The sequence below is a fragment of the Stenotrophomonas sp. TWI700 genome, from assembly GCF_039673645.1.
GTDB classification, from domain to species: domain Bacteria; phylum Pseudomonadota; class Gammaproteobacteria; order Xanthomonadales; family Xanthomonadaceae; genus Stenotrophomonas; species Stenotrophomonas maltophilia_AA.
This window is the reverse complement of record NZ_JBDJMB010000003.1, coordinates 96525-121263: the sequence shown is the minus strand read 5'-3', so window position 1 is coordinate 121263 and position 24739 is coordinate 96525. Positions and strand designations below refer to the sequence as shown.

Below are 24739 nucleotides of genomic sequence, written 5' to 3'. Positions count from 1 at the left end.
TGAACCTGCGCATTCTACCGTGCTGCCCGGCGATGCCCCGGCGCGCACGTCTCGCCGCCCTCGCCTGCGCCCCGTATCCTTGCCGCATGACCACCCCGATGTTCCCGATTGCCGTGCTGCTGCCGCAGATCCTGACCACCCTCGGGAGCGGCACCCGACTGGTGCTGGAAGCGCCGCCCGGCGCCGGCAAGACCACCCAGGTGCCGCTGGCCCTGCTGGATGCGCCGTGGCTGGAAAGCCGGAAAATCATCATGCTGGAGCCGCGTCGCGTCGCCGCGCGCAGCGCCGCGCAGTTCATGGCGCGGCAGCTCGGTGAGGGCGTCGGTGAGACCGTGGGTTACCGCATCCGCTTCGAGAACAGGATCTCCGCGCGGACCCGCATCGAAGTGGTGACGGAGGGCATCCTGACCCGGATGCTGCAGGACGACCCGCTGCTCGACGGCGTGGGCGCGCTGCTGTTCGATGAATTCCATGAGCGCCACCTGGCCGCCGATCTCGGTCTGGCGCTGGCGCTGGATGTGCAGTCGCAGCTGCGCGAGGACCTGCGCATCGTGGTGATGTCGGCCACGCTCGATGGCGAGCGACTGGCGCAGTTCCTCGATGCGCCGCGCCTGAGCAGCGAAGGTCGCAGCTTCCCGGTGACGGTCGCGCATTTCCCCGCGCGCCGCGACGAGGCACTGGAGCCGCAGGCGCGGCGTGCGGTGGAGCAGGCCCTGGCCGAGCATCCCGGCGACGTGCTGGTGTTCCTGCCCGGCCAGCGCGAGATCGCGCGCGTGCAGACGGCGCTGCAGGCCGTGCTCGACCCGGCCGTCCAGGTGCTGCCGCTGCACGGCGAACTGCCGGTGGACCAGCAGTCGCAGGTGCTGCAGCCCGATCCCGGTGGTCGCCGCCGCGTGGTGCTGGCCACCAACGTCGCCGAATCCTCGGTGACCCTGCCCGGCGTGCGCGTGGTGATCGATGCGGGACTGGCGCGCGAGCCGCGCTACGACCCCAACAGCGGCTTTGCGCGCCTGGACGTGGTGAGCATCGCGCAGGCCTCGGCCGATCAGCGTTCCGGGCGCGCTGGACGCGTGGCAGAGGGCTGGGCCTGGCGCTTGTGGCCGCAGTCGCAGCGGCTGGAGGCACAGCGACGGCCCGAGATCGCGCAGGTGGAACTGGCCTCGCTGGCGCTGGAACTGGCGGCGTGGGGCAGTGACGACCTCCGCTTCGTCGATACACCGCCCGCCGGTGCCCTGGCCGCCGCGCGGGAGCTGCTTCAGCGCCTGGGCGCGCTCAGCGACAGCGACACGCTGACCCCGCTGGGCCGGCGTATGCTGACCCTCGGCACGCATCCGCGGCTGGCGGCGATGCTGATGGCGGCAGGCACTGGTGTCGAACAGGCGCTCGCCTGCGATCTGGCCGCGCTGGTGGAAGCGCGCGATCCCCTGCGCCAGGGCGGTGACGCACTCGCCGCGCGGTGGCGTGCACTGGCCGCGTTCCGCCAGGGGCGCGTACCGCACGACGCGAACCGCGGTGGCCTGGCCACGATCGATGCCGCGAGCAAACAGTGGCGGCGACGCCTGCGGTGTGATGCCGCGCCGCCGTCCTCGGTCGAAGCGCATCAACTCGGCGACCTGCTCGCACATGCCTTCCCCGACCGGATCGCCGCCCGCCATCCCACCGATCCACTGCGCTACCTGCTGGCCAACGGCCGCAGCGCGCGCCTGTTCGATCCCAGCGACCTGCGCGGGGAGCCGTGGCTGGTGGCGGTGGAACTGCGCCACGAAGCACGCGACGCGTTGCTGCTGCGCGCCGCGCCGGTGGACGAGAACCGCCTGCGCCGTGACTTCCCGGAGCGCTTCACGCAGGAGGATGTGGTGCGTTGGGACGGCGAAAAACGAGCGCTGGTCGCCCGCCGTGAAACCCGCTTCGATCGCATCGTGCTCGACAGCCGCTCGGCCGGCCGCGTGGACCCCGCCCACGCCGCGAAAGCCCTGACCGACGCCGTCGCCGAACTCGGCCTGGATGCCTTGCCGTGGACGGAGGGCCTGCGCCAATGGCAGGCGCGTGCGCTGGCGGTGCGCGCGTGGATGCCGGAACTGGATCTGCCGGACGTCTCCGATGCGGCCCTGATGGCGATGCTGCCGACGTGGCTGACGCCTGCGTTCAACGGCAAGACGCGCCTGGATGCCCTCGATGAATCCACCCTCGGTGAAGCGCTGAAGTCGCCGCTGCCCTGGGCGCAACGCCAGCTGATCGATCGCCACGCTCCGGTCCGCATTGCCGTGCCTTCCGGCATGGAACGTCCGATCCATTACGCGCTCGACGCCGATGGCATCACGCCGCAGGCGCCGGTGCTGGCGGTCAAACTGCAGGAACTGTTCGGCCTGAGCGATACCCCGCGCATCGCCGACGGCCGCATTCCGCTCACGCTGCACCTGCTCTCCCCCGGCGGTCGCCCGCTCCAGGTCACCCAGGACCTGCGCAACTTCTGGGCGAACACCTATGCGGAAGTGAAGAAGGAAATGAAGGGGCGCTACCCGCGTCACCCGTGGCCGGACGACCCGTGGACGGCCAACGCGACCCACCGGGCGAAACCGCGCGGCACCTGAGCACGCCCCCACCATCGTCACCGGATGCGCGCATTCATGGCTGGCGCCTGACCGTGCCGCGTCCAAGCCCGCCTCCACCGGTGGGGAGCGGCTACAGTCGTGATGCGGTCGTAGCAGGCGGATGACGCCCCGTACACGGCCCAGGCGACACACTGGAACAGAACCTCAGGCAAGGACCCCCCATGAGCAGATTGACTGTGATTACCGACCGCGCCCTCGAGCGCGCCCTGGACATCGCCAGCACCGCTGGTGACGGCCTCAAGCATGCCGGCAGCAACCTGCGCCACTTCGGCCCGCAGGCCACCGACTGGATCAAGACCGGCGCCGCACTCGGCGCGGTCAAGACCGGCAGCAAAGTGGCCGCCAAGGTGGTGCGCCGCAATCCGGCCGTGACCATCGCAGCCGCGGCCGTCGGCGTGGGCCTGCTGGGCTACGCGCTGTACCGCAAGCAGCAGAAGAAGAAGCTTGCCAACGGCGGCGTGGTGAACGGCCAGGCGCAGCGCATCAGCGCCCGCAACCGCCGCAACGAGACCGTGGTGGATGAAACCAGCGATATCGGCAGCGACGCCTGATCTGCTGACGCAACACTGCATGTGCATCGAAACCGCCGGTCTCCACCGGCGGTTTTTTAGTGTCCGATCTCCCGCCACTGCCCGGGCTGCAGGTCGCCGATCGCATGCTCGCGCATCGAGACGCGTACCAGTCGCAGCGTCGGCAGTCCGACCGCGGCGGTCATGCGGCGTACCTGGCGATTGCGGCCCTCGCGCAGGGTGATGGCCATCCAGGCATCGGGCACCGTCTTGCGGAAGCGCACCGGCGGCGTGCGCGGCCACAGCGCGGGCGGCGGTTCCAACCGTTCGACACCCGCCGGCAAGGTAGGCCCATCGTTGAGCAGCACGCCACGGCGCAGCGCCTGCACCTGTTCATCGGTCACCGTGCCTTCCACCTGCACCCAATAGGTCTTGTCGGCCTTGTGGCGCGGATCGGTCAACTGGTGCGCCAGGCCGCCATCATCGGTGAGCAGCAGCAGGCCTTCACTGTCGTAGTCCAGCCGACCGGCCGCATACACCGCCGGCGGCAACCCGAAGCCGGTCAGGGTCGCGCGCGGCGGCTGGCTGCGGTCGGTGAACTGGCACAGCACGTTGAACGGTTTGTTGAAGGCGATCAGCATCGAGGCAACAGCGGCGGTGGGATGGCCCATTGTCCCATCCCCGTGGCGCCGCCGCGATCCGCCCGATCGTCAGCCGATGACGTTCATCTTGAGCAGGAAGTAGATGAGCACCAGCACCACGCCACAGACATTGGCGATGCGGGCTTCACGTGCCCAGCGCCCCGTGGCGGGCGCGTTGAACGCGCTGCGCCCATCCAGCGCAGCGCCCGTGAACAGCAGCCCGAAGCCGGCCGCCCCCATCAGGTCGTAGCCGTTCTGCCCGTAAAACACGAAATCGACGATCTTGATCAGCGTGATCGCCGCAAGACCGATCAACAGTAGCTTCTTCAATGGTGCACTCCTTTACCGTCCCTGGAACGCGCGGGCCACACCCGCGCGCCGTGTCTCACGCGCGGGTTTCTTACTTGCCCGGCTTCACGAAGCGCAGCGTCATGCGGTCGCTTTCGCCGATCGCCTGGTACTTGGCCTCGTCGGCCGCGTCATGCTGGTTGGTCGGCGGCAGCGTCCACACACCGTTCGGGTAATCCTTGGTGTCGCGCGGATTGGTATTGATCTCGCTGCTGCCGGCCAGTTCGAAACCGGCCGCCTTGGCCATCGCGATCACCTGCTGCTGGCCCACGTAACCGGTCTTGTCGTCGGCCGGCACGTCGGCCTTGGCACGGTGTTCAACCACGCCGAGCACGCCGCCCGGCTTGAGCACCGAGTAGAAGCCCTTGAACATGCCCTCGGCCTGGCCGCTGCTGCGCCAGTTGTGCACGTTGCGGAAGGTCAGCACCACGTCGGCCGAGTTGGCCGGGCCGAACACTGGGGCCTTCGGGTCATAGGCGACTACCCTGCTCTTGCCGAACACCGCGGCGTTGCCGGCGAACTTCTTGTCCAGGCCCTCGCGGCTGCGCTGCTGGTAATCGCGGCCACGCCCTTCCGCCACGGCCATCGGATCGACCACGGCGGCCACGTACTGGCCCTTGTCGTGCAGCAGCGGCGCCAGGATCTCCGAGTACCAGCCGTTGCCCGGGGTGATCTCGATGACGGTCTGGCCCGGCGCGACGCCGAAGAACGACAGGGTCTGTGCCGGATGGCGGTACGCATCGCGCTTGACGTTGGCCGGATCGCGGCGGCTGTCCTGCACGGCTTTCTGCACGGCCGGGGTGATCGCGACCTGCGCGTTCGGGCCGGCGGGCTTGATGGCCATCGCGGGCGCGGCAAGCATCAGGGTGGAGACAGTGAACAGGCAGGCACAGGTCAACGAACGGGCTTTCATCGGCGGGGCTTCCGGTAGCGGGATGCGGCGAGACTAGCAGCCAAGCGTGCACAGGTGTTCACAAAGCGTTAGTGCGGCGCAGCAATCCGGAACACTGTTTTGTGCCTGCTGCCGCAACGCTGTCACCACGCCGGCCGTATCCTGTGAAAACGATTCCCAGGGAGAACATCACCCATGACTGCTACGCGCGAACTCGGTCGTTCCGGCCTCCATGTCGCCCCCATCGCCTTCGGCGGCAATGTCTTCGGCTGGAGTGCGGACGAGAAGACCTCCTTCGCCCTGCTCGATGCCTTCGTCGATGCCGGCTTCAACCTGGTCGATACCGCTGATGTGTATTCGGCGTGGGTGCCCGGCAACCAGGGCGGTGAATCGGAGACCATCCTGGGCCGCTGGTTCAAGCACAGTGGCAAGCGGGACAAGGTGGTGCTGGCGACCAAGGTGGCCAAGTGGGCCGAGCGCCCGGGCCTGTCCGCCGACAACATCACCGCGGCGGTGGAAGATTCGCTGCGCCGCCTGCAGACCGATGTGATCGATCTGTACCAGGCGCACGAAGATGACGAATCCACCCCGCTGGAAACCACGCTGGCCGCCTTCGGCCGCCTGATCGAACAGGGCAAGGTGCGTGCGATCGGCGCCTCCAATTACACCGCCGAGCGCCTGCGCGACGCCTTGAAGGTCTCCGCGGACTACAAACTGCCGCGCTATGAAACGCTGCAGCCGGAGTACAACCTGTACGACCGCGCCGGTTACGAGGCCGGGCTGGAAGCGGTGGTGCGCGAGGCGCAGCTGGGCGTGATCAGCTATTACTCGCTGGCCAGCGGCTTCCTCAGTGGCAAGTACCGCAGCGCCGCCGATGCGGCCAAGAGCAGCGCGCGCGGCCAGAAAGTGGTGGACACGTACGTCAATCCGCGTGGGCTGCGCATCCTGACGGCGCTGGACGACGTGGCCAGCACGCATGGCGTGAGCCCCTCGCAGATCGCGATCGCCTGGTTGATCGCACGCCCGGGCATCACCGCACCGATCGTGAGTGCGACCAGTGTCGAGCAGTTGAAGGATGTGCTGGCCGCCGCGAACGTCGCGCTGTCGGCGCAGGAGGTACAGCAGCTGGATGCGGCGAGCGCCGAACAGGCCTGAACCCGACGTTCTCTGTGTTACGGACAGCCGCCGCAGGGCGGCTGTTTCTGTTTCCGGCCGGGCCGGGCGCCCTCGCCTCAGCGACTGGCGCGGCTGTCCTCGGCGACCAGCGCGTGGTGCAGGCTCACGCCGGCGCGTACGCCTTCGGCACCGGCCAGGCTGATGTTGCCGACCAGGGTGGCATCGCCCGCCGCGTAGATGCCGGGCACGCTGGTCTGCTTGCCGGGGTCCACCTGGACCAGCACGCCGATCGGACTCTCTTCCAGCGCGCAGCCGAGCTGTTCGACCAGCGGTGCCGCCATGTGCTGCCGCGCGGTGACGAACAGCGCGCGCAGTTCGACCCGGCGCCCATCCGCCAGCACGGCGGCACTCAGCGCCGGCGCCTCGCCTTCCAGCCCGACCACGGCTGCGTGTTCGATGCTGACACCGCGGTGCTGCAGGGCCGCGAGTTCCTCGGGTGCCAGGGTCATACCGTGGGCGAACAGGGTGACCTCGCCCCAGTCGGCGAGCAGCGCGGCCATCGTGGCCGACTTCTCGTGTCCCCCCAGCAGACCGATCGCCCCGCCGCCGATTTCATAGCCATGGCAGTACGGGCAGTGCACCACGCTGTGGCCCCAGCGTTCGGCCAGGCCGGGCAGGTCAGGCAGTTCGTCGCGGATGCCGGTCGCCAGCAGCAGCTTGCGCGTGGCCCAGGTGTCGCCGTTTCCGGTAGCCACCACGAAGCCATCGACCGTCGGTTGCGCGCGGGTGGCGGTGTCGCTGATCCAGCGCACGGTGGGATAGTCGAGCAGCTGCGCCTTGGCGGTGCGCAGCAGCTCGGTGCCGGCGATGCCGTCCTGGCCGAGCACCCCGTGCGAATGCGCGGCGAAGCGGTTGCGCGGCAGGCCGCTGTCGATCACCAGCACGTCGCGGCGGGCGCGGGCCAGGATCAGGGCGGCGGACAGGCCGGCGAAACTGCCGCCGACGACAATCGCATCAAACGTCATGGGGAACTCCTGCAGCGTGATGGGCCAGGTGGCGGGCGAACTCGTCGCCCAGCGTGGCCAGGGTGGTGTCGCGCAGGCGGGCCTCAAGCAGGGCCTGGGCCTGGCGGTAACTGTCATCGAGCGCTTCGTTGACCACGCGCTGCACCGGGCAGCCGCGGCCGGTCTCGCGCGCACCGGTGTGCAGAAGCGCGGGCGCACCGATGGCGAGATAGACGTCGTGCAGGGTGATCTCCGCCGGCGACCGTGCCAGTTGGCTGCCGCCACCGTGGCCACGCACCGTGACCACCAGGCCGCCCTTGTGCAGGGCCGACAACAGGCGCCGGATCACCACCGGATGGGTCGGCAGGCAGGTAGCGAGCTGCTCGGAGGTGCGCGGGCCGTCCTGGCCGACCAGATGGGCCATGACGTGGAGCGCGTCGGAGAACTGGTTGCTGGATTTCATGTAACAACGATAGTTACATATGAGTTGCCTGTCCAGTCCTGTTTCGTTCCATGTGTGATCAAAATTCATCTGCACGCCATCGTCACAACATTTAATGGAACGGTAACCGTGATTGGCGTCGCACTTCAGCCTGTTCCTTACAGACCGATACCGCATCGCCCTTCCTTACTTTTGATCTCTCATGACGTCCTCCGCATCGGCGCGTCCACGCGCCCTGAGTCTTCAATTCAAACTGCTGGGCGCGCTGTCGCTCGGCCTGGTCATCATCGTGCTGGCCGCCTTGGCGGGGCTGGGTTCTGCCTGGCGCAACCTCTCTGCCGAGGTGCCGGTCGAGGTCGCCCGGCAGGCACAGGCCGAGCTGCTGCAGCGCGAGTTCCGCCTGCAGGTGCAGGAGTGGAAGAACGTGCTGATCCGCGGTGCGGACGCTGCACAGCGCCAACGCCACCTGGCGGCATTCGATGCGGAAGGACGCCGCATCGAAGCGTTGGCCGGCACGCTCGCCACCAGCCGCGATGAACAGACGCGCACGCTGGCCAACCAGTTCCTGGCCGAGCACCGTGCGCTGGAGGCCCGCTACCGCGGCGCGCTGGAGGCGTTCGCGGCCAGTGGCTATGACACCCAGGCCGGCGACGCGCTGGTGCTCGGGGCCGACCGCGCCGTGGGCACCACGCTGGATGCGCTGGCCGCGCGCGCCAGCGAACGTGCCACGTTCGAAACCCATGCCACCTCCGAGCGCGCGCGCGCCGCGCTGGTGGCATCGGCGGTCACCACGGCGCTGGCCGCCGTGGTGCTGATGACGGTGCTGGCGCTGTGGCTGCGACGTTCGGTGATCGCCCCGCTGATCGCGGTGGAAGCCGCCGCCCGCGCCGTCGCACGCGGCGATCTGGAGCATGCGGTGGTGGTGCGCAGCCGCGATGAGATCGGCCGCCTTGGCACCGCCATGGCCGAGGTCACCCAGACCCTCAAGGCCGTGCTGGCGGCACAGGCGACGATGGCGCAGCGCCACGATGCGGGCGAGATCAGCTACCGCATGGATGCGTCCGTGTTTCCCGGCGGCTACGGCCAGATGGTGCGCGACACCAACACCCTGGTCGCCAACCACATCCAGGTGAAGCTGCGGGCGATCGAGATCATGGGCCATTACGCGGTCGGTGACCTGTCGGTGGACATGGAACGCCTGCCCGGCGAGAAGGCGGTGATCACCCAGGCGCTGGATACGGCCAAGGCAAACCTCGGTGCGATCAATGCCGAGATCAAGCGGCTGGCCGCAGCGGCCGCCGTGGGCGATTTCAGCCAGCGGGGCGATGAAGCGCGCTACCAGCACGACTTCGGCGAGATGGTCGGCGGCCTCAACCGCCTGATGCAGACCACCGAGCAGGATCTGGGCGAGGTCTCGCGCGTGCTGCAGGCGATCGCCGGCGGTGATCTCAGCGCGCGCATGCACGGTGATTTCCACGGCGTGTTCGCGCGCATGCGCGATGACATGGCGCGCACCACCGGCCAGCTGACCACGATCGTCGGCGACATCAAGCAGGCCGCGCAGTCGATCCAGACTGCGGCCGGCGAGATCGCCGCGGGCAACAGTGACCTGTCGCGCCGTACCGAGCAGCAGGCGGCCAATCTGGAAGAGACCGCCGCCTCGATGGAAGAGCTGACCTCCACCGTGCGCCAGAACGCCGAGCACGCGCGACAGGCCAACCAGCTCTCGATCAGCGCCGCGTCCGTCGCTTCGCAGGGTGGTGAGGTGGTCGGCCAGGTGGTCACCACCATGAGCGCCATCCAGTCCTCATCGCGCCAGATCGCCGAGATCATCAGCGTCATCGACGGCATCGCGTTCCAGACCAACATCCTCGCGCTCAACGCCGCCGTGGAAGCGGCGCGCGCCGGTGAGCAGGGCCGTGGTTTCGCGGTGGTCGCCAGCGAAGTGCGTACCCTCGCGCAGCGCTCGGCCGGTGCCGCCAAGGAGATCAAGGCCCTGATCGATCAGTCCGTGGCCGATGTCGACAGTGGCGCGGCATTGGTCCAGCAGGCCGGGCAGACCATGGGCGAGATCGTCGGCAGCGTGCAGCGCGTCACCGACATCATGGCCGACATCGCCGCCGCGTCGCAGGAGCAGTCGGCCGGCATCGAGCAGGTCAACCAGACCGTCGTGCAGATGGACGAAACCACGCAGCAGAACGCCGCGCTGGTCGAGGAAGCCTCGGCGGCGGCGCGCAGCATGGAAGAGCAGGCCGTCGCCTTGAATGCGGCGGTGGATGTGTTCGTGCTGGATGCGGGACGCGGTGCGGTGGCCCGATTGCCTCGCGCCGCATGATGCAGCCGTAGTGCCGGCCGCTGGCCGGCAACCTTATGCAGCAGGCATTGCGAAGGTGCCGGCCAGCGGCCGGCACTACCGGACGTAGGGGGTGCCCACCATGGCCTCGGCCAGGTGATCGAGGAACGAGCTGATCCGCGCCGAGACCGCCGTGTTGCGGTAGTACACGGCGTGGATCGGCTGGCGCACTTCCACGGTGATATCCGGCAGCAGCTGCACCAGGTCGCCGGCCTCGCGGTCGCGGTGGGTCATGAAGTCGGACAGGCAGACGATGCCGACGCCTTCCAGCGCGAGCCGGCGCAGCGTTTCGCCGCTGGACACCGCCACCGCCGGGCGCACGTGCAGCAGCGCGTCGGTCGCGCCGGGCAATGGCCAGTGGTTGAGCGAATCGGGCTCGTTGAAGCCGAGCAGCGTGTGCTCACCCAGTGCCGCCACATCGCGCGGGGTGCCGTGCTGCTGCAGGTAGGCCGGGCTGGCCATCACGCGCAGGCGGCTGTGGGCGAGCGGCCGCGCATGCAGGGTGGAATCGGCCAGCGGCCCGATCCGGATGGCGACATCGGTGCGCCGCTCCAGCAGGTCGATGTAGCGCTCGCTGCTGTTGAGCTCCAGGGCCACGTCGGGATAGCGCGCCCGGTAGCTGGCCACCAGCGGGGCGATCACGTGCAGCACGAAGGGCATCGCCGCATCGACGCGCAGGCGCCCGGCCGGGCGTTGGCGCCGCGCGGCGATCTGCTCCTCGGCCGCTTCCACGGAGGCGACGATCGCGCGGGCCTGGGCGAGGAAGGCGTCGCCTTCTTCGGTCAGCTGCAGGCGCCGCGTGGTCCGGGTCAACAGCGTGGTGCCGAGCTTTTCCTCCAGCCGGCCCAGCGCCCGGCTGACCCCGGAGGTGGTCTGACCCAGTTGCTCGGCGGCGGCGGTGATCGAGCCGCTGTCGATCACGGCGATGAAGGCCTGCATCTCATCCAGGGTCGTTTTCATGGCGGCGGCACAGTGGAGGTGCTCCATTATTGACCATGGCGCAACAGTGATTGGCGTGAAGGCCGCTTTTTCCGCAAGAGTACGGCGCGCAGACTGCGCAGCCTCACTCCCCACCGGTATCCGTCCATGTCCCGTGGTATCCCCTTGGCCTTGTTGGCGTTGACGCTGGGTGCGTACGCCATCGGCACCACTGAATTCGTCATCGTCGGCCTGATTCCAACCATCGCCGCCGACCTCGGCGTCACCCTGCCCTCAGCCGGCCTGCTGGTGTCGCTGTATGCACTGGGCGTGGCGGTCGGTGCGCCGGTGCTCACCGCGCTGACCGGCCGGGTGCCGCGCAAGACCCTGCTGGTCGCGCTCATGCTGCTGTTCACCCTCGGCAATGTGATCGCCTGGATGGCCCCGGGCTACGGCTCGCTGATCGTGGCGCGCGTGCTGACCGGCCTGGCGCACGGTGTGTTCTTCTCGATCGGCTCGATCATCGCCACCTCGGTGGTGCCCAAGGAAAAGGCCGCCAGCGCGATCGCGATCATGTTCACCGGCCTCACCGTGGCGCTGGTTACCGGCGTGCCGCTGGGCACCTTCATCGGCCAGCACCTGGGCTGGCGCGCCACCTTCCTGGCCGTGGCCGCGCTCGGCGTGATCGCGCTGATCGGCAGCCTGCTGTTCGTGCCGCGCAATCTGCAGCGCAGCGCGCCCGCCACGTTCGGCCAGCAGCTCGCCGTGCTCGCACAGCCACGCCTGCTGCTGGTGTATGCGATCACCGCGCTCGGCTACGGCGGCACCTTCCTGTCGTTCACCTATCTGGCCTCGATCCTGCAGGACGTCACCGGCTTCTCCGCCAATGCGGTCAGCGGCGTGCTGCTGGTGTATGGCGTGTCGGTGGCGATCGGCAATCTGTGGGGCGGCCGGCTGGCCGACCGTCGCGGCCCGATCCCGGCACTGAAGCTGATCTTCGCGTTGCTGGCGGCCGTGCTGTTCGTGCTCACCTTCACCGCCTACAACACCTGGCTGGTGCTGCTGACCGTGCTGGCGCTGGGTGCGGTGGCCTTCGGCAACGTCCCGGGGCTGCAGGTGTACGTGGTCAAGCAGGCACAGCGGTTCGCCCCGCAGGCCGCCGATGTGGCCTCGGGCCTGAACATCGCCGCGTTCAACGTCGGCATCGCGCTCGGTGCCTCGCTGGGCGGCCTGGTGGTCGATCATTTCGGCCTGATGCACACCCCGTGGCTCGGCGCGCTGGTGGTGATGGGCGCCTTCGGCCTGACCGCATGGAGTGGCCGACTGGACCGCCGCGACGGTGTGGCCGACCGCGCCGAAGGCATCACCGTCGCCGCGCATTGATCGCTCCCGGACCGACGGTTCGCCTTACGCGACAGCAGTCGCCCAACGATTCGTTTCACGCAACCGCAGCCCACCAACAACGGTCGGCTCTACATCGCTTTACGGTGCACGGCGTAGCCTGCACCTCACCCCCATGAAGGAGTTTCCATGAGCATTCCCGCATTCGGCCTCGGCACCTTCCGCCTGAAGGGCCAGACCGTGATCGACTCGGTGCGCAACGCACTGGACGTCGGCTACCGCGCCATCGATACCGCACAGATCTACGAGAACGAGGCCGAGGTCGGCCAGGCCATCGCCGAATCCGGCGTCGCCCGCGATGATCTGTTCCTCACCACCAAGATCTGGATCGCCAACTTCCAGCACGACGCGTTGCTGGCCAGCCTGCGCGAGAGCCTGCGCAAGCTGCGCACCGACCACGTCGAGCTGACCTTGATCCACTGGCCGTCGCCGAAGGATGCCGTGCCGATGGCCGAGTACCTGGGCGCGCTGGCGGAGGCCAAGTCGCTCGGGCTGACCCGGCAGATCGGCATCTCCAACTTCACCATCGCCCAGACCCGCCAGGCCATCGACATCCTCGGGGCCGACGCGATCGCGACCAACCAGATCGAAGTCCACCCGTACCTGCAGAACCGCGCGCTGATCGCGTTCCTGAAGGAACAGGGCATCCATGTCACCGCCTACATGAGCCTGGCCTACGGCGAAGTGCTCAAGGACCCGGTGATCCAGGCCATCGCCGACCGCCACCAGGCCACCCCGGCCCAGGTCGCGCTGGCCTGGGCGTTGCAGCAGGGCTACGCGGTGATTCCGTCCTCGACCAAGCGCGACAACCTGGCCGGCAACCTGCTGGCGGCCGAGCTGCGGTTGAGCGATGAAGACATGGCGCAGATCGCCACGCTGGATCGCGGGCATCGCCTGGCCAACCCGGAAGCGATCGCGCCGGCCTGGGATTGATCGGTAGCGCCCGACCGTTGGTCGGGCGTGGGGGTGCGTGCCGACCAACGGTCGGCACCTACCGGAAGCGCCAGCGCCCGATCAACGGCGTGGACATCATCGGGTAGTGCCGGCCGCTGGCCGGCATCACCGGAAGTGCGTGGCCGGTATCACCGCAACCAGTCCCGCATTGCCGCGCTGACCTCGTCGGGCTTCTCCATCGGGGCCAGATGCCCGCAGTCCGGCAGCACGACCAGGTTCGAGTGCGGCACCAGCGCATGGATCTCCTCGCTGATCGCCAGCGGGGTGATGCGGTCGTTCGCACCGCACACGATCAACAGCGGATCGCGGTACCCGGCCAGCACATCATGGCCATCCACCCGGTCCAGTGCGCTCTGGCGCAGAAACACCTCCGCGCCCAGCCGCGCCGTCATGTCGCGCACGCGCTGGACCAGCACGTAGTCATCCAGCCGCGAGGCATCGATATAGCTGCGCATCAGGGTGTCGCCGAAGCCGTGGAATTTCCCGGGCAGGCGCACGCTGGCACGCTGGGTCTGGCGCTGCTTGGCACGCTCGGGCGAGTCGGCATGGATCGAGGTGTCGATCAGGGCCAGCCGCAGCACCCGTTCTGGCGCGGTGCGCAGGATCGCCTGCGCCACGAAGCCGCCCAGCGAGAATCCCGCCAGGGCAAAGCGCGCCGGTGCCTGTGCCAGCACGTCCTCGACCACCGCCTGCATCGTCTCACCGCGGGTCTGGTCGCCGACGATGCAGTCGGCGATATCGGACAGGTCGGCGATCTGCGCGCGCCAGAGTTCAGCGTCGTTGAGCAGGCCCGGGAGCAGCAGCAGGGGGAGGCGATCGGTCATTCCCTATTGTCGCCCCGCCCACGTGCATGCGCCGTACCGCGATCGGCTCAGTGCGTTGCAGGATCGGGCGCCTGCGGCACCTGGACGTCCTGCACCGGCAGTGTCACCACCATCACCGTGGAATCGTCCGGGTCGAGCTTGGTCTTGAAGCCCAGGCTCTGGCACATCGCCAGCATGGTGCTGTTCTCGCGCAGTACCTGGCCTTCGATGATGTTCAGGCCGAGCCACTGGGCGTACTCGATCATGATCGCCATCAGCCGCCAGCCGATGCCGTGGCCCTTGAGGTCGGAGCGGATCAGGATGCCGTACTCGCCGCGGTCGTAGTCCGCATCGGCGTGCAGGCGCACCGCGCCGAGCATGTCGCCGCTGCGCGGGTCGATGGCGACCAGCGCGATGGAGCGCGCGTAGTCGAGCTGGGTCAGGCGCGCGATGAATTCGTGGCTGAAGTGCTTCACCGACTGGAAGAAGCGCAGGCGCAGGTCGTCGTCGGTGACGCGCGCGAAGAACGCGCGGAACAGCGCGTCATCCTCGGGGCGGACCGGGCGCACGAAGGCCGGCGCGCCGTCGGACAGGGTGATGGTGCGCTCCCATTCCTTGGGATACGGGAACACCGCGAAGCGGGGATGGCCGCGGCCCTTGTGCAGCTTGCGCGACGGCTCGATCGCCACGCGCGCATCCAGCGCGATCACGCCATCACGGTCGGCCAGCAGCGGATTGATGTCGAGCGTGCGGATCTCGGGAATGTCGGCGGCCAGCTGGGCGAGCTTGACCAGGATCAGCGCGACCGCGCGTTCGTCGGCGGCCGGGACATCGCGGTAGGCCTTGAGGATGCGCGACACCCGCGTGCGCCCGATCAGTTCGTGCGACAGGCGCAGGTCCAGCGGTGGCAGGGCGATGGCCTTGTCGTCGATCACTTCGACGGCGGTACCACCACGGCCGAACACGATCACCGGGCCGAAGGTCGGGTCGTCGGCAATGCCGGCGATCAGCTCGCGCGCCTTCGGCCGCACGATGGTGGGTTGCACCAGCACGCCATCGATGCGCGCATCGGGTCGCTTCTCGTGCGCGCGCGCGATGATCGAGGTGGCCGCCGCATGCACCGATTGCAGCGTGCTGAGGTTCAAGCGCACGCCGTCGACATCGGACTTGTGCGGGATGTCCGCCGAGAACACCTTGATCGCCACCGTGGCGCCCTGCTCCAGCAACGGCTGGGCCAGGTCCATCGCCTCGTGGGCATCACGGGCCTGCATCACCGGGGCCGACGGAATGCCGTACGCGGTGAGCAGCTGGTGGGTGGCGATCGGGTCCAGCCACTGCTGGCCGGCGGCGAGCGCAGCGTCCACCAGCGCACGCGCGCCGGCGGTATCGACCACGAAATCCTCCGGCAGGCTGGGCGGGGTTTCCATCAACGCGGCCTGCGCATCCCGGTAGCGCACCAGATGCTGGAAGCCGCGGACGGCCTCGGCTTCGGTGGGATAGGTCGGCACGCGCGCGGCGTTGAGCGTGGCGGTGGCACGGTCGTCGTTGCCCAGCCAGACCGCGAATACCGGCTTGTCGCGGTGATAGCGGGGACGCAGGCCAAGCGTGCGGGTCAGCGCCTGGGCGGCATCGGCCGAGGAGGTGAACGCGGTGGGCACGTTGACCACCAGCACGGCGTCGTTCTCGGTATCGGACATCAGCGCTTCGATCGCGGCGGCGTAGCGGTCGCCATCGGCATCGACCACGATGTCGACCGGATTGCTGCGCGACCAGCCTTGCGGCAGCACCGCATCGAGCTGGGCGACGGTGGCCGGCGACAGCTCGGCCAGGCTGCCGCGCAGGGCCAGCAGCTGATCCACCGCCAGCCGCCCCACCCCGCCGCCATTGCTCAGGATCGCCAGCCGACGACCGGGGAACGTGCCGAGCCGGCCCAGCGTTTCGGCGGCGGTGAACAGTTCGTCCAGCGCGCTCACGCGCAGCAGGCCCGCGCGGTTGAATGCCGCGCCGTAGACCGCATCGGCGCTGGCCAGCGCCTGCACGTGGGTATCGGCATCGGGGTTGATGCGGATGTGGCGGCCGGATTTGACCACCACCACCGGCTTGGAGCGCGCGGCGGCACGCGCGGCCGACATGAACTTGCGCGCGTCGCGGATGTGTTCGACGTAGAGCAGGATCGCGCGGGTGCGGTAATCGGTGGCGAAGTAATCGAGCAGGTCGCCGAAATCGACATCCAGCGTGTCGCCCAGCGAGACCACGGCGGAGAAACCGACCGAGCGTGCCACGCCCCACTCCACCAGGGCCGCGGCAATCGCGCTGGACTCGGAGATCAGGGCCAGGTCACCGGCCTGCGGGAAATGCGCGGCGATGCTGGCGTTCAAGCGCGCGTGCGGGGCAATCACGCCCAGGCAGTGCGGGCCGAGGATGCGCAGGCCCTTGGGCCGGGCGGCCGCCTCCACCTGTGCGGCCAGCGAGCCCGGGCCTTCGCCCAGGTTGGCGGTGAGGATGATCGCCGCACTGACGCCGCGCTCGGCGGCGGTGGCCACCACCTGCGGCACGATGCTGGCCGGGGCGGTGATCACCACCAGTTCCGGCACCCAGTCCAGGTCCTTGAGCCGCTTCACGGTGCGGATGCCGTCGATTTCGCTGTATCGCGGATTGATCCAGGCGACCTTGCCGGGGAACCCGGTGTCGCGCAGATTACGCATCACCGCACGGCCGGCGGAGCGTTCACGCGGGCTGCCGCCGATCACGGCGACCGACTGCGGGCGGAAGACAGCTTGCAGGTGGTAGGTGCTCATGCGACCAGACAGTAACAGGGACGGAGGTGGTTAATAACCACCTCCGTCCCTGTTATTAACTACCTCCGTCCCCGTTAAAGGAGGGTGCCGCGCAGGATCATCGCGGCGATGCTGAAGTAGATGACCAGGCCGGTGACGTCGACCAGCGTGGCCACGAACGGGGCCGAGGCGCTGGCCGGGTCGAAGCCGAGGCGCTTGAGGATGAAGGGCAGCATCGAGCCGGACAGCGAGCCGAAGGTGACGATCCCGACCAGCGCCGCGCCGATCGTCAGCGCCAGCAGCTGCCAGTGCTCGCCGTAGTCGTGCAGGCCCAGCAGCTGCCAGGACACGATGCGGATGATCGCCAGCACGCCCAGGATCGCGCCCAGGGTGATGCCGGTCGGCACCTCGCGCAGCGCCACCTTCCACCAGTCGCGCAGGCGCAGCTCGCGCAGGGCCAGGCTGCGGATCAGCAGCGAGGTGGCCTGCGAGCCGGAGTTGCCGCCCGAGCTCATGATCAACGGGATGAACAGCGTCAGCACCACCGCACGCGCCAGTTCATCTTCGTAGTGCTGCATCGCGCTGGCGGTCAGCATTTCGCCGAGGAACAGCACGCTCAGCCAGCCAGCCCGCTTGCGCAGCATCTCGAAGAAGCCGATCTGCATGTACGGCTTTTCCAGCGCTTCCATGCCGCCGAACTTGTGCACGTCCTCGGTGGATTCTTCGATCAGGGCATCCAGGATGTCATCCACGGTGACGATGCCGAGCACGTGGTGCTGCGCATCGACCACCGGGATCGCGAGCAGGTCGTGGCGGCGGATCAGCTGCGCGACCTCTTCCTGGTCCATCTGCACCTCCACCGTCACCGGCGGGTTGACCTGGGCGACGTCGAGGATGGGTTCCTCCGGCAGCCCGGTGATCAGCCGGCGCATGGTCACCACCTGCACCAGCGCGCGGGTGTGCGGGTCCAGCACGTAGATCGCGTAGACGGTCTCGCGGGTGCGCTCGACCTCGCGGATGTGCTGCAGGGTGCGCCCGACCGTCCAGTCCGAAGGCACGCTGACGAACTCGGTGGTCATCAGCGCACCGGCGGTGTGCGCCGGGTAGCTCAGCAGCTGCTGGATCGCCTTGCGCGCTTCCGGGCTGAGCAGCGGGATCAGGCGCGCACGCTCGTCCTCGTCCAGCTCGTGGACGATATCGGTGGCGCGGTCGTCGGCCATCAGGCCGAGCAGGGCGGCCGCGCGGGCAACGGGCATCGCCGCCACCAGGTCGCCCCCGCGGTTGAGCTCGGGCTGTTCGAGCATCTTCACCGCACGCGGCAACGGCAGCGCGGCCAGCGTGTCGGCGGCGCGCGACAGGCTCAGCGTGTTGAGGAATTCCACCGCATCGGCGGTGTTGAAATTATCGAGGGGTGCGCTCAACGAGGCGGCATCGGCCACCGGGCGCAGCAGGTCTTTCTGGTTCATCGTATTCGCCTGTGGGTATCGCATTGCGCGACGCCAACGCTGGCGAACCGACCCGTGTCAGGCGGTCGCCATCGCTGGCGTCGAGCAAGGTCGACTTCTACTGTCGCTGGACATGGGTTGGAGACTCCGGAGGGGTGTACTGCCGACGGCGGACGCGCCAGCAGCGGCGGGCAGTCTGGACCCGGGTGTGACGCAGGTCAACCCTTGGGCCGCGGCCCGTTCGGGTGACAGTGGTCTTCGGCGTCCATGCCGGCCGCATAATGGGGCGTGGCCACGGCCACAGGCCCCGGCTGCCCGGGGAGGCTTTCCACCCGCACGGCACACGATCCCATGAGCAGGTTCTCCCATGCATAGCGGCGCGCTCGAGCTGGCCCTGGTGCTGCTGCTGGCCGCGGTGATCGCGGTACCGGTGTTCAAGAAGCTCGGCCTCGGCGCGGTACTCGGCTACCTGGCCGCCGGCGTGGTGCTCGGCCCGGATGGCCTGGGCTTCGTGCAGGACGCCGACCGCATCCTCGGTGCCGCCGAAATCGGCGTGGTGATGCTGCTGTTCGTGATCGGCCTGGAACTGTCCCCCGCCCGCCTGAAGGTGATGCGCCGCTCGGTGTTCGGGGCCGGCGCGCTGCAGGTGGCGCTGAGCGCGCTGGTGCTGGGCAGCCTGCTGATGCTGGATCACTTCCAGTGGAAGAGCGCGTTGATCGTCGGCATCGCGCTGGCGCTGTCCTCCACGGCGGTCGGGCTGCAGCTGTTGTCCGAACACAAAGCGATCAACAGCGATTACGGGCGGCTCGGATTTGCGATCCTGCTGTTCCAGGACCTGATCGCAATCCCGTTGCTGGCGGCGATCCCGCTGCTCGGCGGTGCGCGCAACGACACCCTGCAGTGGAATGACGTAGCGATCGCGATCGGTGCGCTGGCGGTGGTGATCCTGTGCGGCCGGCCGGTGCTGCGCCGGCTGTTCAACATCATCGCGCGCACGCGCAGCCCGGAAGTGTTCACCGCGACCGCGCTGCTGGTCGTGCTCGGCACGGCGTGGTTCATGCAGGAGGCCGGCCTGAGCCCCAGCCTGGGCGCCTTCCTGGCCGGCGTGCTGTTGTCCGATTCGGAATTCCGCCACGAGCTGGAATCGCAGATCGAGCCGTTCAAGGGCCTGCTGCTCGGCCTGTTCTTCATCGCCGTGGGCATGGGCATCGACCTGGACCGCATCGTCGCCGAGCCGATGATGATCGCGGCGGGCGTGGCGATCCTGCTGGTGGTGAAGTTCGGCCTGCTGTTCGGCATCGGCAAGCTGGCCAAGCTGCGGACCCGCCACGCGGTGCTGCTGGGCAGCGTGCTGTGGCTCGGCGGCGAGTTCGCGTTCGTGGTGTTCAACGAGGCGCAGCGCGCGCATCTTCTTGGCAACGCCAATCATGACCGGCTGGTGGCGATCGTCGGCCTGTCGATGGCGATCACCCCGCTGCTGATGATCGGCCTGATCCGCCTGCTGGGCCGCGACGAGGGGCCCAAGGCCCCCGCCCAGCCGGCCGACACCGTCGATATCAACGATGTGCAGCCCCAGGTGATGATCGCCGGCATGGGCCGCTTCGGCCAGGTGGTGGCGCGCCTGCTGACCGCGCAGAAGATCCCATTCGTGGCGCTGGAGTCGAACCCGGACACCGTCTCGGACCTGCGCCGTTTCGGCAACAGGCTCTATTACGGCGACCCGACCCGGCCGGAAATGCTGCGTGCCGCCGGGGGCGAACACATCCGCGTGTACGTGGTCACGCTGGATGATCCGGACGCCAACCTGCGGGCCACGCGGCTGATCCGGCGCATGTATCCGGATGCGGTGGTGCTGGTGCGCGCGCGCAATCGCCAGCATGCGTGGCGCCTGATGGACATGTCCGCCGAGCCGTTCCGCGAAGTGTTCGGCACCAGCCTGGAACTGAGCGAACGGATGCTGATCGCGCTGGGGCTGTCGGCGGAGACCGCGCGCAACCATGTGCAGCGTTTCCGCGAGCACGACGAGAAACTGCTGCGCGACCAGTACCTGGTCTACGACGACGAAGCGGCGGTGATCCAGACCTCGCGCGATGCGCGTGCGGACCTGATGCATCTGTTCGAGGCGGATGCGGAGAGTGATGGGAAGGGTGCGGACGGCACCCCACCGCGTTGATGAACCTGAGGGTGCACCTGCCCGCGCATCATTGAGCGCTGCCGGCCAGCGGCCGGCACTACCAGGCGGGGCTCAGCCGTTATCGCGCAGGAACCGGGCCATCGAGGACACCCCCGGCACCAGCGGTGCGAATTCGCCGGCGACGTCGATGAAACCACGCATCACCGCGATCTCGCGCGGGCTGCGGTTGAGTGCGTCGCGCACGTCCGGGTCGGCGCCGGCACGCAGCAGGCGCTGCACCAGCAGCGGCAGGCCGTGCAGGGCCGCCAGATGCAGCGGGCCGAAGCCACGCGGATCCCGCACGTCCAGCGAGACCTCTTCGTCCAGCAGGCGCTCCACCGCGGCGAGCACGATCTGCTCGTCGCAGGCGGTGCCCGGTTCGGCGCGGGCGCCGAGCAGCAGCAGCAACGGCGTGACCGAGCCGGCAGCGGCCTGGTCCGGTTCGGCGCCCGCCAGCAGCAACGTGTCGAGCAGCGCGAGCAGACGCGAGCGGTCGCGCGCACTGAAACCGTACAGCGCGGCGCAGTGCAGCGGGCCGAGCTGCTGGGCGTCGCCCGCATGGACGTTGGCACCGGCGGTGAGCAGGCGCGAGACGATGTCCGGCAGGCCCAGCGCCGAGGCCAGCATCAGCACGGTGACACCGCCCGGCAGGCGGTACTCGAGTTCGGCACCGGCATCGAGCAGGGCCGAAACGATATCGATCTGGCGCATGCTCACCGCGGCCGACAGCGGCGTGGCGCCACTGGCCGCGGCATGCTGCGGATTCGCGCCGCGGGTAAGCAGCAGGTCGACCACGGCCAGGTGACCGCCACCGGCGGCACGCAGCAGCGCGGTGCAGCCCTGGGCGTCGACCACATCGACGCCGAAGCCGAGATCGATCAGGCGACGCACGGCATCGGCATCGCCGGCCATCGCTGCAGCCGGCAGGTCACCGTCGCGCAGCGCGCGGCGCGGCAACGGCCATACCCGCCAGTCCAGCCAGTCGGCGAGGTCGCGGCGACCGATCGACAGCGCCACGCCCAGCGGCGTCTGGCCGTCGGCCGCACGCGCTTCGGGTGAGGCGCCCTGCTGGACCAGCAGCTTGATCGAGCCTTCGCGTGCGAGCGCGGTGGCCAGATGCAGCGCGGTCATGCCATGACTGTCGCGCGCTTCGCGGTCCACGCCCTGGGTGAGCAGCGCCTGCTGCAGGCGCAGCCAGCCCAGGCGCACCGCCAGCGACAGCGGCGGGTCGCCGGCCGGCGATGGCGCGAACGGATCCGCGCCGCGTTCCAGCAGTTCCAGCGCAAGTTGTTCCAGCCCGCGCGAGGCGTGGTCGTGCTGGGCGCAGGCGCTCAGCAGCCGCGCCAGGCCACCGCGGCCGGCCGGGGACAGGCCACGGCGCAGCAGCACCTGCAGCGCAGGCACCGCGTCGATGCCCCGCGCCAGCAGCGCGAACATCGGGGTATCACCGCAGGCATCGAGCACTTCGGGCGCCGCGCCGTGCGCGAGCAACCAGTCCAGCGCCTGTGGGTCCAGCGCCAGTTCGGCATCGTGCAGCAGCGCACCGAGTTCCTCCGGCGCGCACAGGCGGGCCAGCGCGGCCATGCCCTCCACGTTGCCGAAGCTCAGCGCTTCGCGCAGCAGTTCCAGCGGCGGGCGGTCCGGCAACGAGGGCGCGGCCGCATCGCTGTCAGCGGACATCACCAGGCCATCGCTGACCGCGGACGGCAGCGGGTAGGCGGGATCCAGCAGCGAAACGATCGCCCAGCGGCCGGCGCCGGCGGCGATGTCCACCGCACGGCGGCCCTGTGGATCGGCCACGTCGACGGCAATGCCCAGGTCGCGCAGGCGGCGCACCAGCAGCGGCGACACGTTGTCCGCCATGCAGGCCAGCAGTACCGCATTGCGTCCTTCGCCATCGACCGCATTGAGGTCGGGCTGGTGCGGCAGCAGGTGTTCCACCACGCCGGCACGGCCCCCGCGCGCGGCTTCCAGCCACGGCGTGCGCGCCAGTGCATCGCGCGCTTCCAGATTGGCGCCGGCGGCCAGCAGCACATCGATGATGTCGACATGGCCGGCCAGCGCGGCTTCGTGCAGCGCGCTGCGGCGCTGGCGGTCGCGCGCGTCGGCGCGGGCCTTGTGCTTGAGCAGCAGCTGCACACCGGCCGGATCGTCTTCTTCGGTACCGGCGGCGGCAAGCAGCACGGGCGTACCTTCGGCCGGCTCGGTCTTCGCGCCGCGTTCGAGCAGGAACTTGGCCAGGCGCCAGTTGCCGACCTGGCAGGCGACCGCCAGCGGTGACCAGCCATCGTCGTTGAGCGCATCCACTTCGGCGGCGGCATCGCGCAGCAACGCGGCGACGCCGGGATCGGAACTGCGCGCGGCATGGTGCAGGGGGGTGTTGCCTTCGCTGTCCACCGCACGCGGGTCGGCGCCGTTGGCGAGCAGGGTCATCACCGCCTCGGGGCGACCGTGCCAGCTGTCGCGGGTGGCGGCCAGCAGCGGGGTCATGCCGCGATGCGGCGCGTTGACGCCCACGCCGCGGGCGATCAGTTCACGCAGCAGGCGCAGGTCCGGCAGCACCGCGGCGAGCACGGCCAGGCTGCGCTGGTCGCGCCAGGCCGGATCAGGCAGGCCGTGCGGGTCCGCGCCGGCCTGCAGCAGCTGCAGGGCGCGGTCGACCCGGCCGCTGCGCGCGGCGTCGTACAGCGCCGGCTGCTGTTCGTGCAGGCCGATAGATTCGAGCGGCGTGGGCTCGGCGTGGTGCCCGGCGAACGGATCCTCGCGGTCGCCACTCATCTGGACCGGCAACGTCGCCGTCAACGTGTCGGCCGGGGCGATCGCCTGCAGGAGCACGTGCGCCAACGGCGACAGCAGCACGACCGCAGCGGCGATCGGCCAGTGCAGTGCGTCCGACACCAGCCCCGGCCACGCCGGCAGCACCACCAGCGCGCAGACCAGGACCACCAGCGCGGCGACGGCCAGGCCGCGCCAGGCGGTCAGGTCGCGCCCGGCCAGGGTCTGCCAGTGGCGCGCCAGGCTGCCTTCGCTGCGCTCCACGTCATTCCACAACGGCCAGGTCCGCCAGACCCCGAGCAGCGCGGCGCTGACCGCCACGCTCAGGCCCAGCACGGCCGCCAGGCTGCCGCTGTCGTGCAGTGCGCTCAGTGGCCAAGCCACCAGCAACGTCAGCAGCAGCGGGCCGAGGGACCACAGCGCCAGCAGCGCGGGAGCATCCTGGCGCGCCACCTGTGGCAGCGCTTGCAGCGGCCGGGTGCGGCGCCACCACGACACCGCCAGCGCGAACGCCGGCTGGGCCAGCGCGGCGCATACGGCACCGGGCACGCCACCGACGGCCGCAGCCAGGGCCAGCAGCACGCCGAGCGTGGCAGCGGAGGCAACGGCGCGGGGGCGTTGGGCGTCAGTCATTGCGTCGCGGGATCCGGACCGGCGCCAGCGGCGGCGGCGGAAGTTGCAGGTGGAATCCCCGCTCGGTCAGGTTCTGGCGCACTTGTGCGGCATCGGCCTGGGCGAGGCGACGGTCGGGAGTCAGGGCCACTTCGAGAACGAACTGGAACGGCGCCAGCGAGGCCTTCACCGCGTCCGGGATGACCGAGAAGTCATCACGAACGGCGAGATAGACGAAGCTGTCCTGCTTGCGTTGGCTTTTATAGACGTAGGCTTGCATGCCGCAGGGCTTTGCCCAGGGTAGTGAATGGCAATGATTGTGGAGGAAAGCCGGCACAGGTGAAAGCTGCGTGCACGGTCTGCTGTCGGTTTTCCGTCGCGGGACAGCATGAGGTTCATCAATGTCGCGATGTCGTTCAGCTGGGCGCCGCTGCAGTCTGCCCACGCCGCCGTGATGAATGCGTCGCTTTCCGCCGACCACCGCCCCGGAGGGACGGTGGTCGTGCGTGCTTACTTCACCTTGGCGTAGGTGCCCTTCAGCGCCACGCCGGCCAGGATCGCGCCCGCATAGCATTCGTAGTGGGTGGTGCTCTTGAACTCGTTCTTCTTGTAGTAGCTGACGATGTCGACCACGGCATTGGCACCGCGCGACTTTGCGCCATCCTGCAGCGCGCGCAGCGCCGACAGGGCCACCCAGCGGCAGGCCTCGGCATCGCTCTTGTTGGCGGCGTTGGTCTTCTTGTTGGTCACGTCCTCGCCCAGGCGTTCCACCACGCTGACCTTTTCACCGGCCAGATAGAACTTCACGCTGCCGTCGATGCCGACATTGCGGGCTTCAGCGGAGTTGACCAGCTCATGCAGCGACTGCTCGACACGGGTGTCGCGGGCCTGGGCGGTGCTGGCAACGGCGAGCAGGGCGGTGGCGGCGATCAGGGCAAAACGACGCATTCAACGTTCTCCTTGT

Annotated in this window: 19 protein-coding genes; 7 read left to right on the top strand and 12 right to left on the bottom strand. The window is 69.2% G+C overall.

Going from position 1 to position 24739, the window contains the following annotated elements; translation table 11 throughout:
- Positions 1-86 precede the first annotated feature (86 nt).
- Both hrpB and ABE473_RS04030 read left to right on the top strand, forming a co-directional pair.
- Positions 87-2591 (top strand): ATP-dependent helicase HrpB, encoded by a 2505-nt coding sequence (gene hrpB / locus ABE473_RS04035; RefSeq protein WP_346488591.1) that lies wholly within the window; start codon positions 87-89, stop codon positions 2589-2591.
- A 182-nt stretch (positions 2592-2773) separates the two neighbouring features.
- The gene (locus tag ABE473_RS04030; RefSeq protein WP_121040832.1) at positions 2774-3163 is read left to right on the top strand and encodes a hypothetical protein; all 390 of its coding nucleotides are present in this window, start codon (positions 2774-2776) and stop codon (positions 3161-3163) included.
- Between the two features lie 56 nt (positions 3164-3219).
- Here ABE473_RS04030 and ABE473_RS04025 read toward each other — a convergent pair whose 3' ends face one another.
- From ABE473_RS04025 to ABE473_RS04015, 3 genes are all read right to left on the bottom strand, one after another.
- On the bottom strand, positions 3220-3762 hold the full coding sequence (locus ABE473_RS04025) for a pseudouridine synthase (RefSeq protein WP_346488676.1): 543 nt from the start codon (positions 3760-3762) through the stop codon (positions 3220-3222).
- A 69-nt stretch (positions 3763-3831) separates the two neighbouring features.
- The gene (locus ABE473_RS04020; protein WP_346488590.1) at positions 3832-4092 is read right to left on the bottom strand and encodes a hypothetical protein; all 261 of its coding nucleotides are present in this window, start codon (positions 4090-4092) and stop codon (positions 3832-3834) included.
- A 70-nt stretch (positions 4093-4162) separates the two neighbouring features.
- Complete coding sequence (locus tag ABE473_RS04015) at positions 4163-4972, bottom strand: methyltransferase (protein ID WP_346488675.1); 810 nt, start codon at positions 4970-4972, stop codon at positions 4163-4165.
- A 225-nt stretch (positions 4973-5197) separates the two neighbouring features.
- Between ABE473_RS04015 and ABE473_RS04010 the strand changes: the two genes are divergently transcribed.
- Complete coding sequence (locus ABE473_RS04010) at positions 5198-6157, top strand: aldo/keto reductase (protein ID WP_346488589.1); 960 nt, start codon at positions 5198-5200, stop codon at positions 6155-6157.
- 77 nt (positions 6158-6234) lie between these two features.
- Here ABE473_RS04010 and ABE473_RS04005 read toward each other — a convergent pair whose 3' ends face one another.
- The gene (locus tag ABE473_RS04005; protein ID WP_346488588.1) at positions 6235-7143 is read right to left on the bottom strand and encodes an NAD(P)/FAD-dependent oxidoreductase; all 909 of its coding nucleotides are present in this window, start codon (positions 7141-7143) and stop codon (positions 6235-6237) included.
- The gene (locus tag ABE473_RS04000) at positions 7133-7585 is read right to left on the bottom strand and encodes an Rrf2 family transcriptional regulator (RefSeq protein WP_346488587.1); all 453 of its coding nucleotides are present in this window, start codon (positions 7583-7585) and stop codon (positions 7133-7135) included. Before ABE473_RS04000 ends, ABE473_RS04005 begins: the two co-directional genes overlap by 11 nt.
- Positions 7586-7766: 181 nt before the next feature.
- Between ABE473_RS04000 and ABE473_RS03995 the strand changes: the two genes are divergently transcribed.
- A complete protein-coding gene (locus ABE473_RS03995) occupies positions 7767-9899 on the top strand; it encodes a methyl-accepting chemotaxis protein (protein WP_346488586.1) in 2133 nt (710 codons plus the stop codon).
- A gap of 75 nt (positions 9900-9974) precedes the next feature.
- Here ABE473_RS03995 and ABE473_RS03990 read toward each other — a convergent pair whose 3' ends face one another.
- Positions 9975-10877 (bottom strand): LysR family transcriptional regulator, encoded by a 903-nt coding sequence (locus tag ABE473_RS03990; RefSeq protein ID WP_346488585.1) that lies wholly within the window; start codon positions 10875-10877, stop codon positions 9975-9977.
- A 126-nt stretch (positions 10878-11003) separates the two neighbouring features.
- Between ABE473_RS03990 and ABE473_RS03985 the strand changes: the two genes are divergently transcribed.
- Together ABE473_RS03985 and dkgB are read left to right on the top strand one after the other, a co-directional pair.
- A complete protein-coding gene (locus ABE473_RS03985; RefSeq protein ID WP_346488584.1) occupies positions 11004-12218 on the top strand; it encodes an MFS transporter in 1215 nt (404 codons plus the stop codon).
- A gap of 147 nt (positions 12219-12365) precedes the next feature.
- Positions 12366-13169 (top strand): 2,5-didehydrogluconate reductase DkgB, encoded by an 804-nt coding sequence (gene dkgB, locus ABE473_RS03980; RefSeq protein ID WP_346488583.1) that lies wholly within the window; start codon positions 12366-12368, stop codon positions 13167-13169.
- 149 nt (positions 13170-13318) lie between these two features.
- Here dkgB and ABE473_RS03975 read toward each other — a convergent pair whose 3' ends face one another.
- The 3 genes from ABE473_RS03975 to mgtE all read right to left on the bottom strand — a co-directional run bounded on the left by ABE473_RS03975 (position 13319) and on the right by mgtE (position 18236).
- Complete coding sequence (locus ABE473_RS03975) at positions 13319-14014, bottom strand: alpha/beta fold hydrolase (RefSeq protein ID WP_346488582.1); 696 nt, start codon at positions 14012-14014, stop codon at positions 13319-13321.
- A gap of 47 nt (positions 14015-14061) precedes the next feature.
- The gene (locus ABE473_RS03970; protein ID WP_346488581.1) at positions 14062-16791 is read right to left on the bottom strand and encodes a bifunctional acetate--CoA ligase family protein/GNAT family N-acetyltransferase; all 2730 of its coding nucleotides are present in this window, start codon (positions 16789-16791) and stop codon (positions 14062-14064) included.
- A gap of 74 nt (positions 16792-16865) precedes the next feature.
- Complete coding sequence (gene mgtE, locus ABE473_RS03965) at positions 16866-18236, bottom strand: magnesium transporter (protein WP_176987840.1); 1371 nt, start codon at positions 18234-18236, stop codon at positions 16866-16868.
- Positions 18237-18582: 346 nt separating this feature from the next.
- Here mgtE and ABE473_RS03960 point away from each other — a divergent pair, with 346 nt between their 5' ends.
- Positions 18583-20388 (top strand): monovalent cation:proton antiporter-2 (CPA2) family protein, encoded by a 1806-nt coding sequence (locus ABE473_RS03960; protein ID WP_346488580.1) that lies wholly within the window; start codon positions 18583-18585, stop codon positions 20386-20388.
- Between the two features lie 72 nt (positions 20389-20460).
- Here ABE473_RS03960 and ABE473_RS03955 read toward each other — a convergent pair whose 3' ends face one another.
- The 3 genes from ABE473_RS03955 to ABE473_RS03945 form a co-directional block, all read right to left on the bottom strand.
- The gene (locus tag ABE473_RS03955) at positions 20461-23796 is read right to left on the bottom strand and encodes an ankyrin repeat domain-containing protein (protein ID WP_346488579.1); all 3336 of its coding nucleotides are present in this window, start codon (positions 23794-23796) and stop codon (positions 20461-20463) included.
- Entirely contained in the window at positions 23789-24055 is a 267-nt protein-coding gene (locus ABE473_RS03950) for a YcgL domain-containing protein (protein WP_176987837.1), read from the bottom strand. The genes ABE473_RS03955 and ABE473_RS03950 overlap by 8 nt, the downstream gene beginning before the upstream one ends.
- 230 nt (positions 24056-24285) lie before the next feature.
- Positions 24286-24723, bottom strand: coding sequence for an excinuclease ATPase subunit (locus ABE473_RS03945; protein WP_346488578.1), 438 nt, complete (start codon positions 24721-24723; stop codon positions 24286-24288).
- Between the last annotated feature and the right edge of the window lie 16 nt (positions 24724-24739).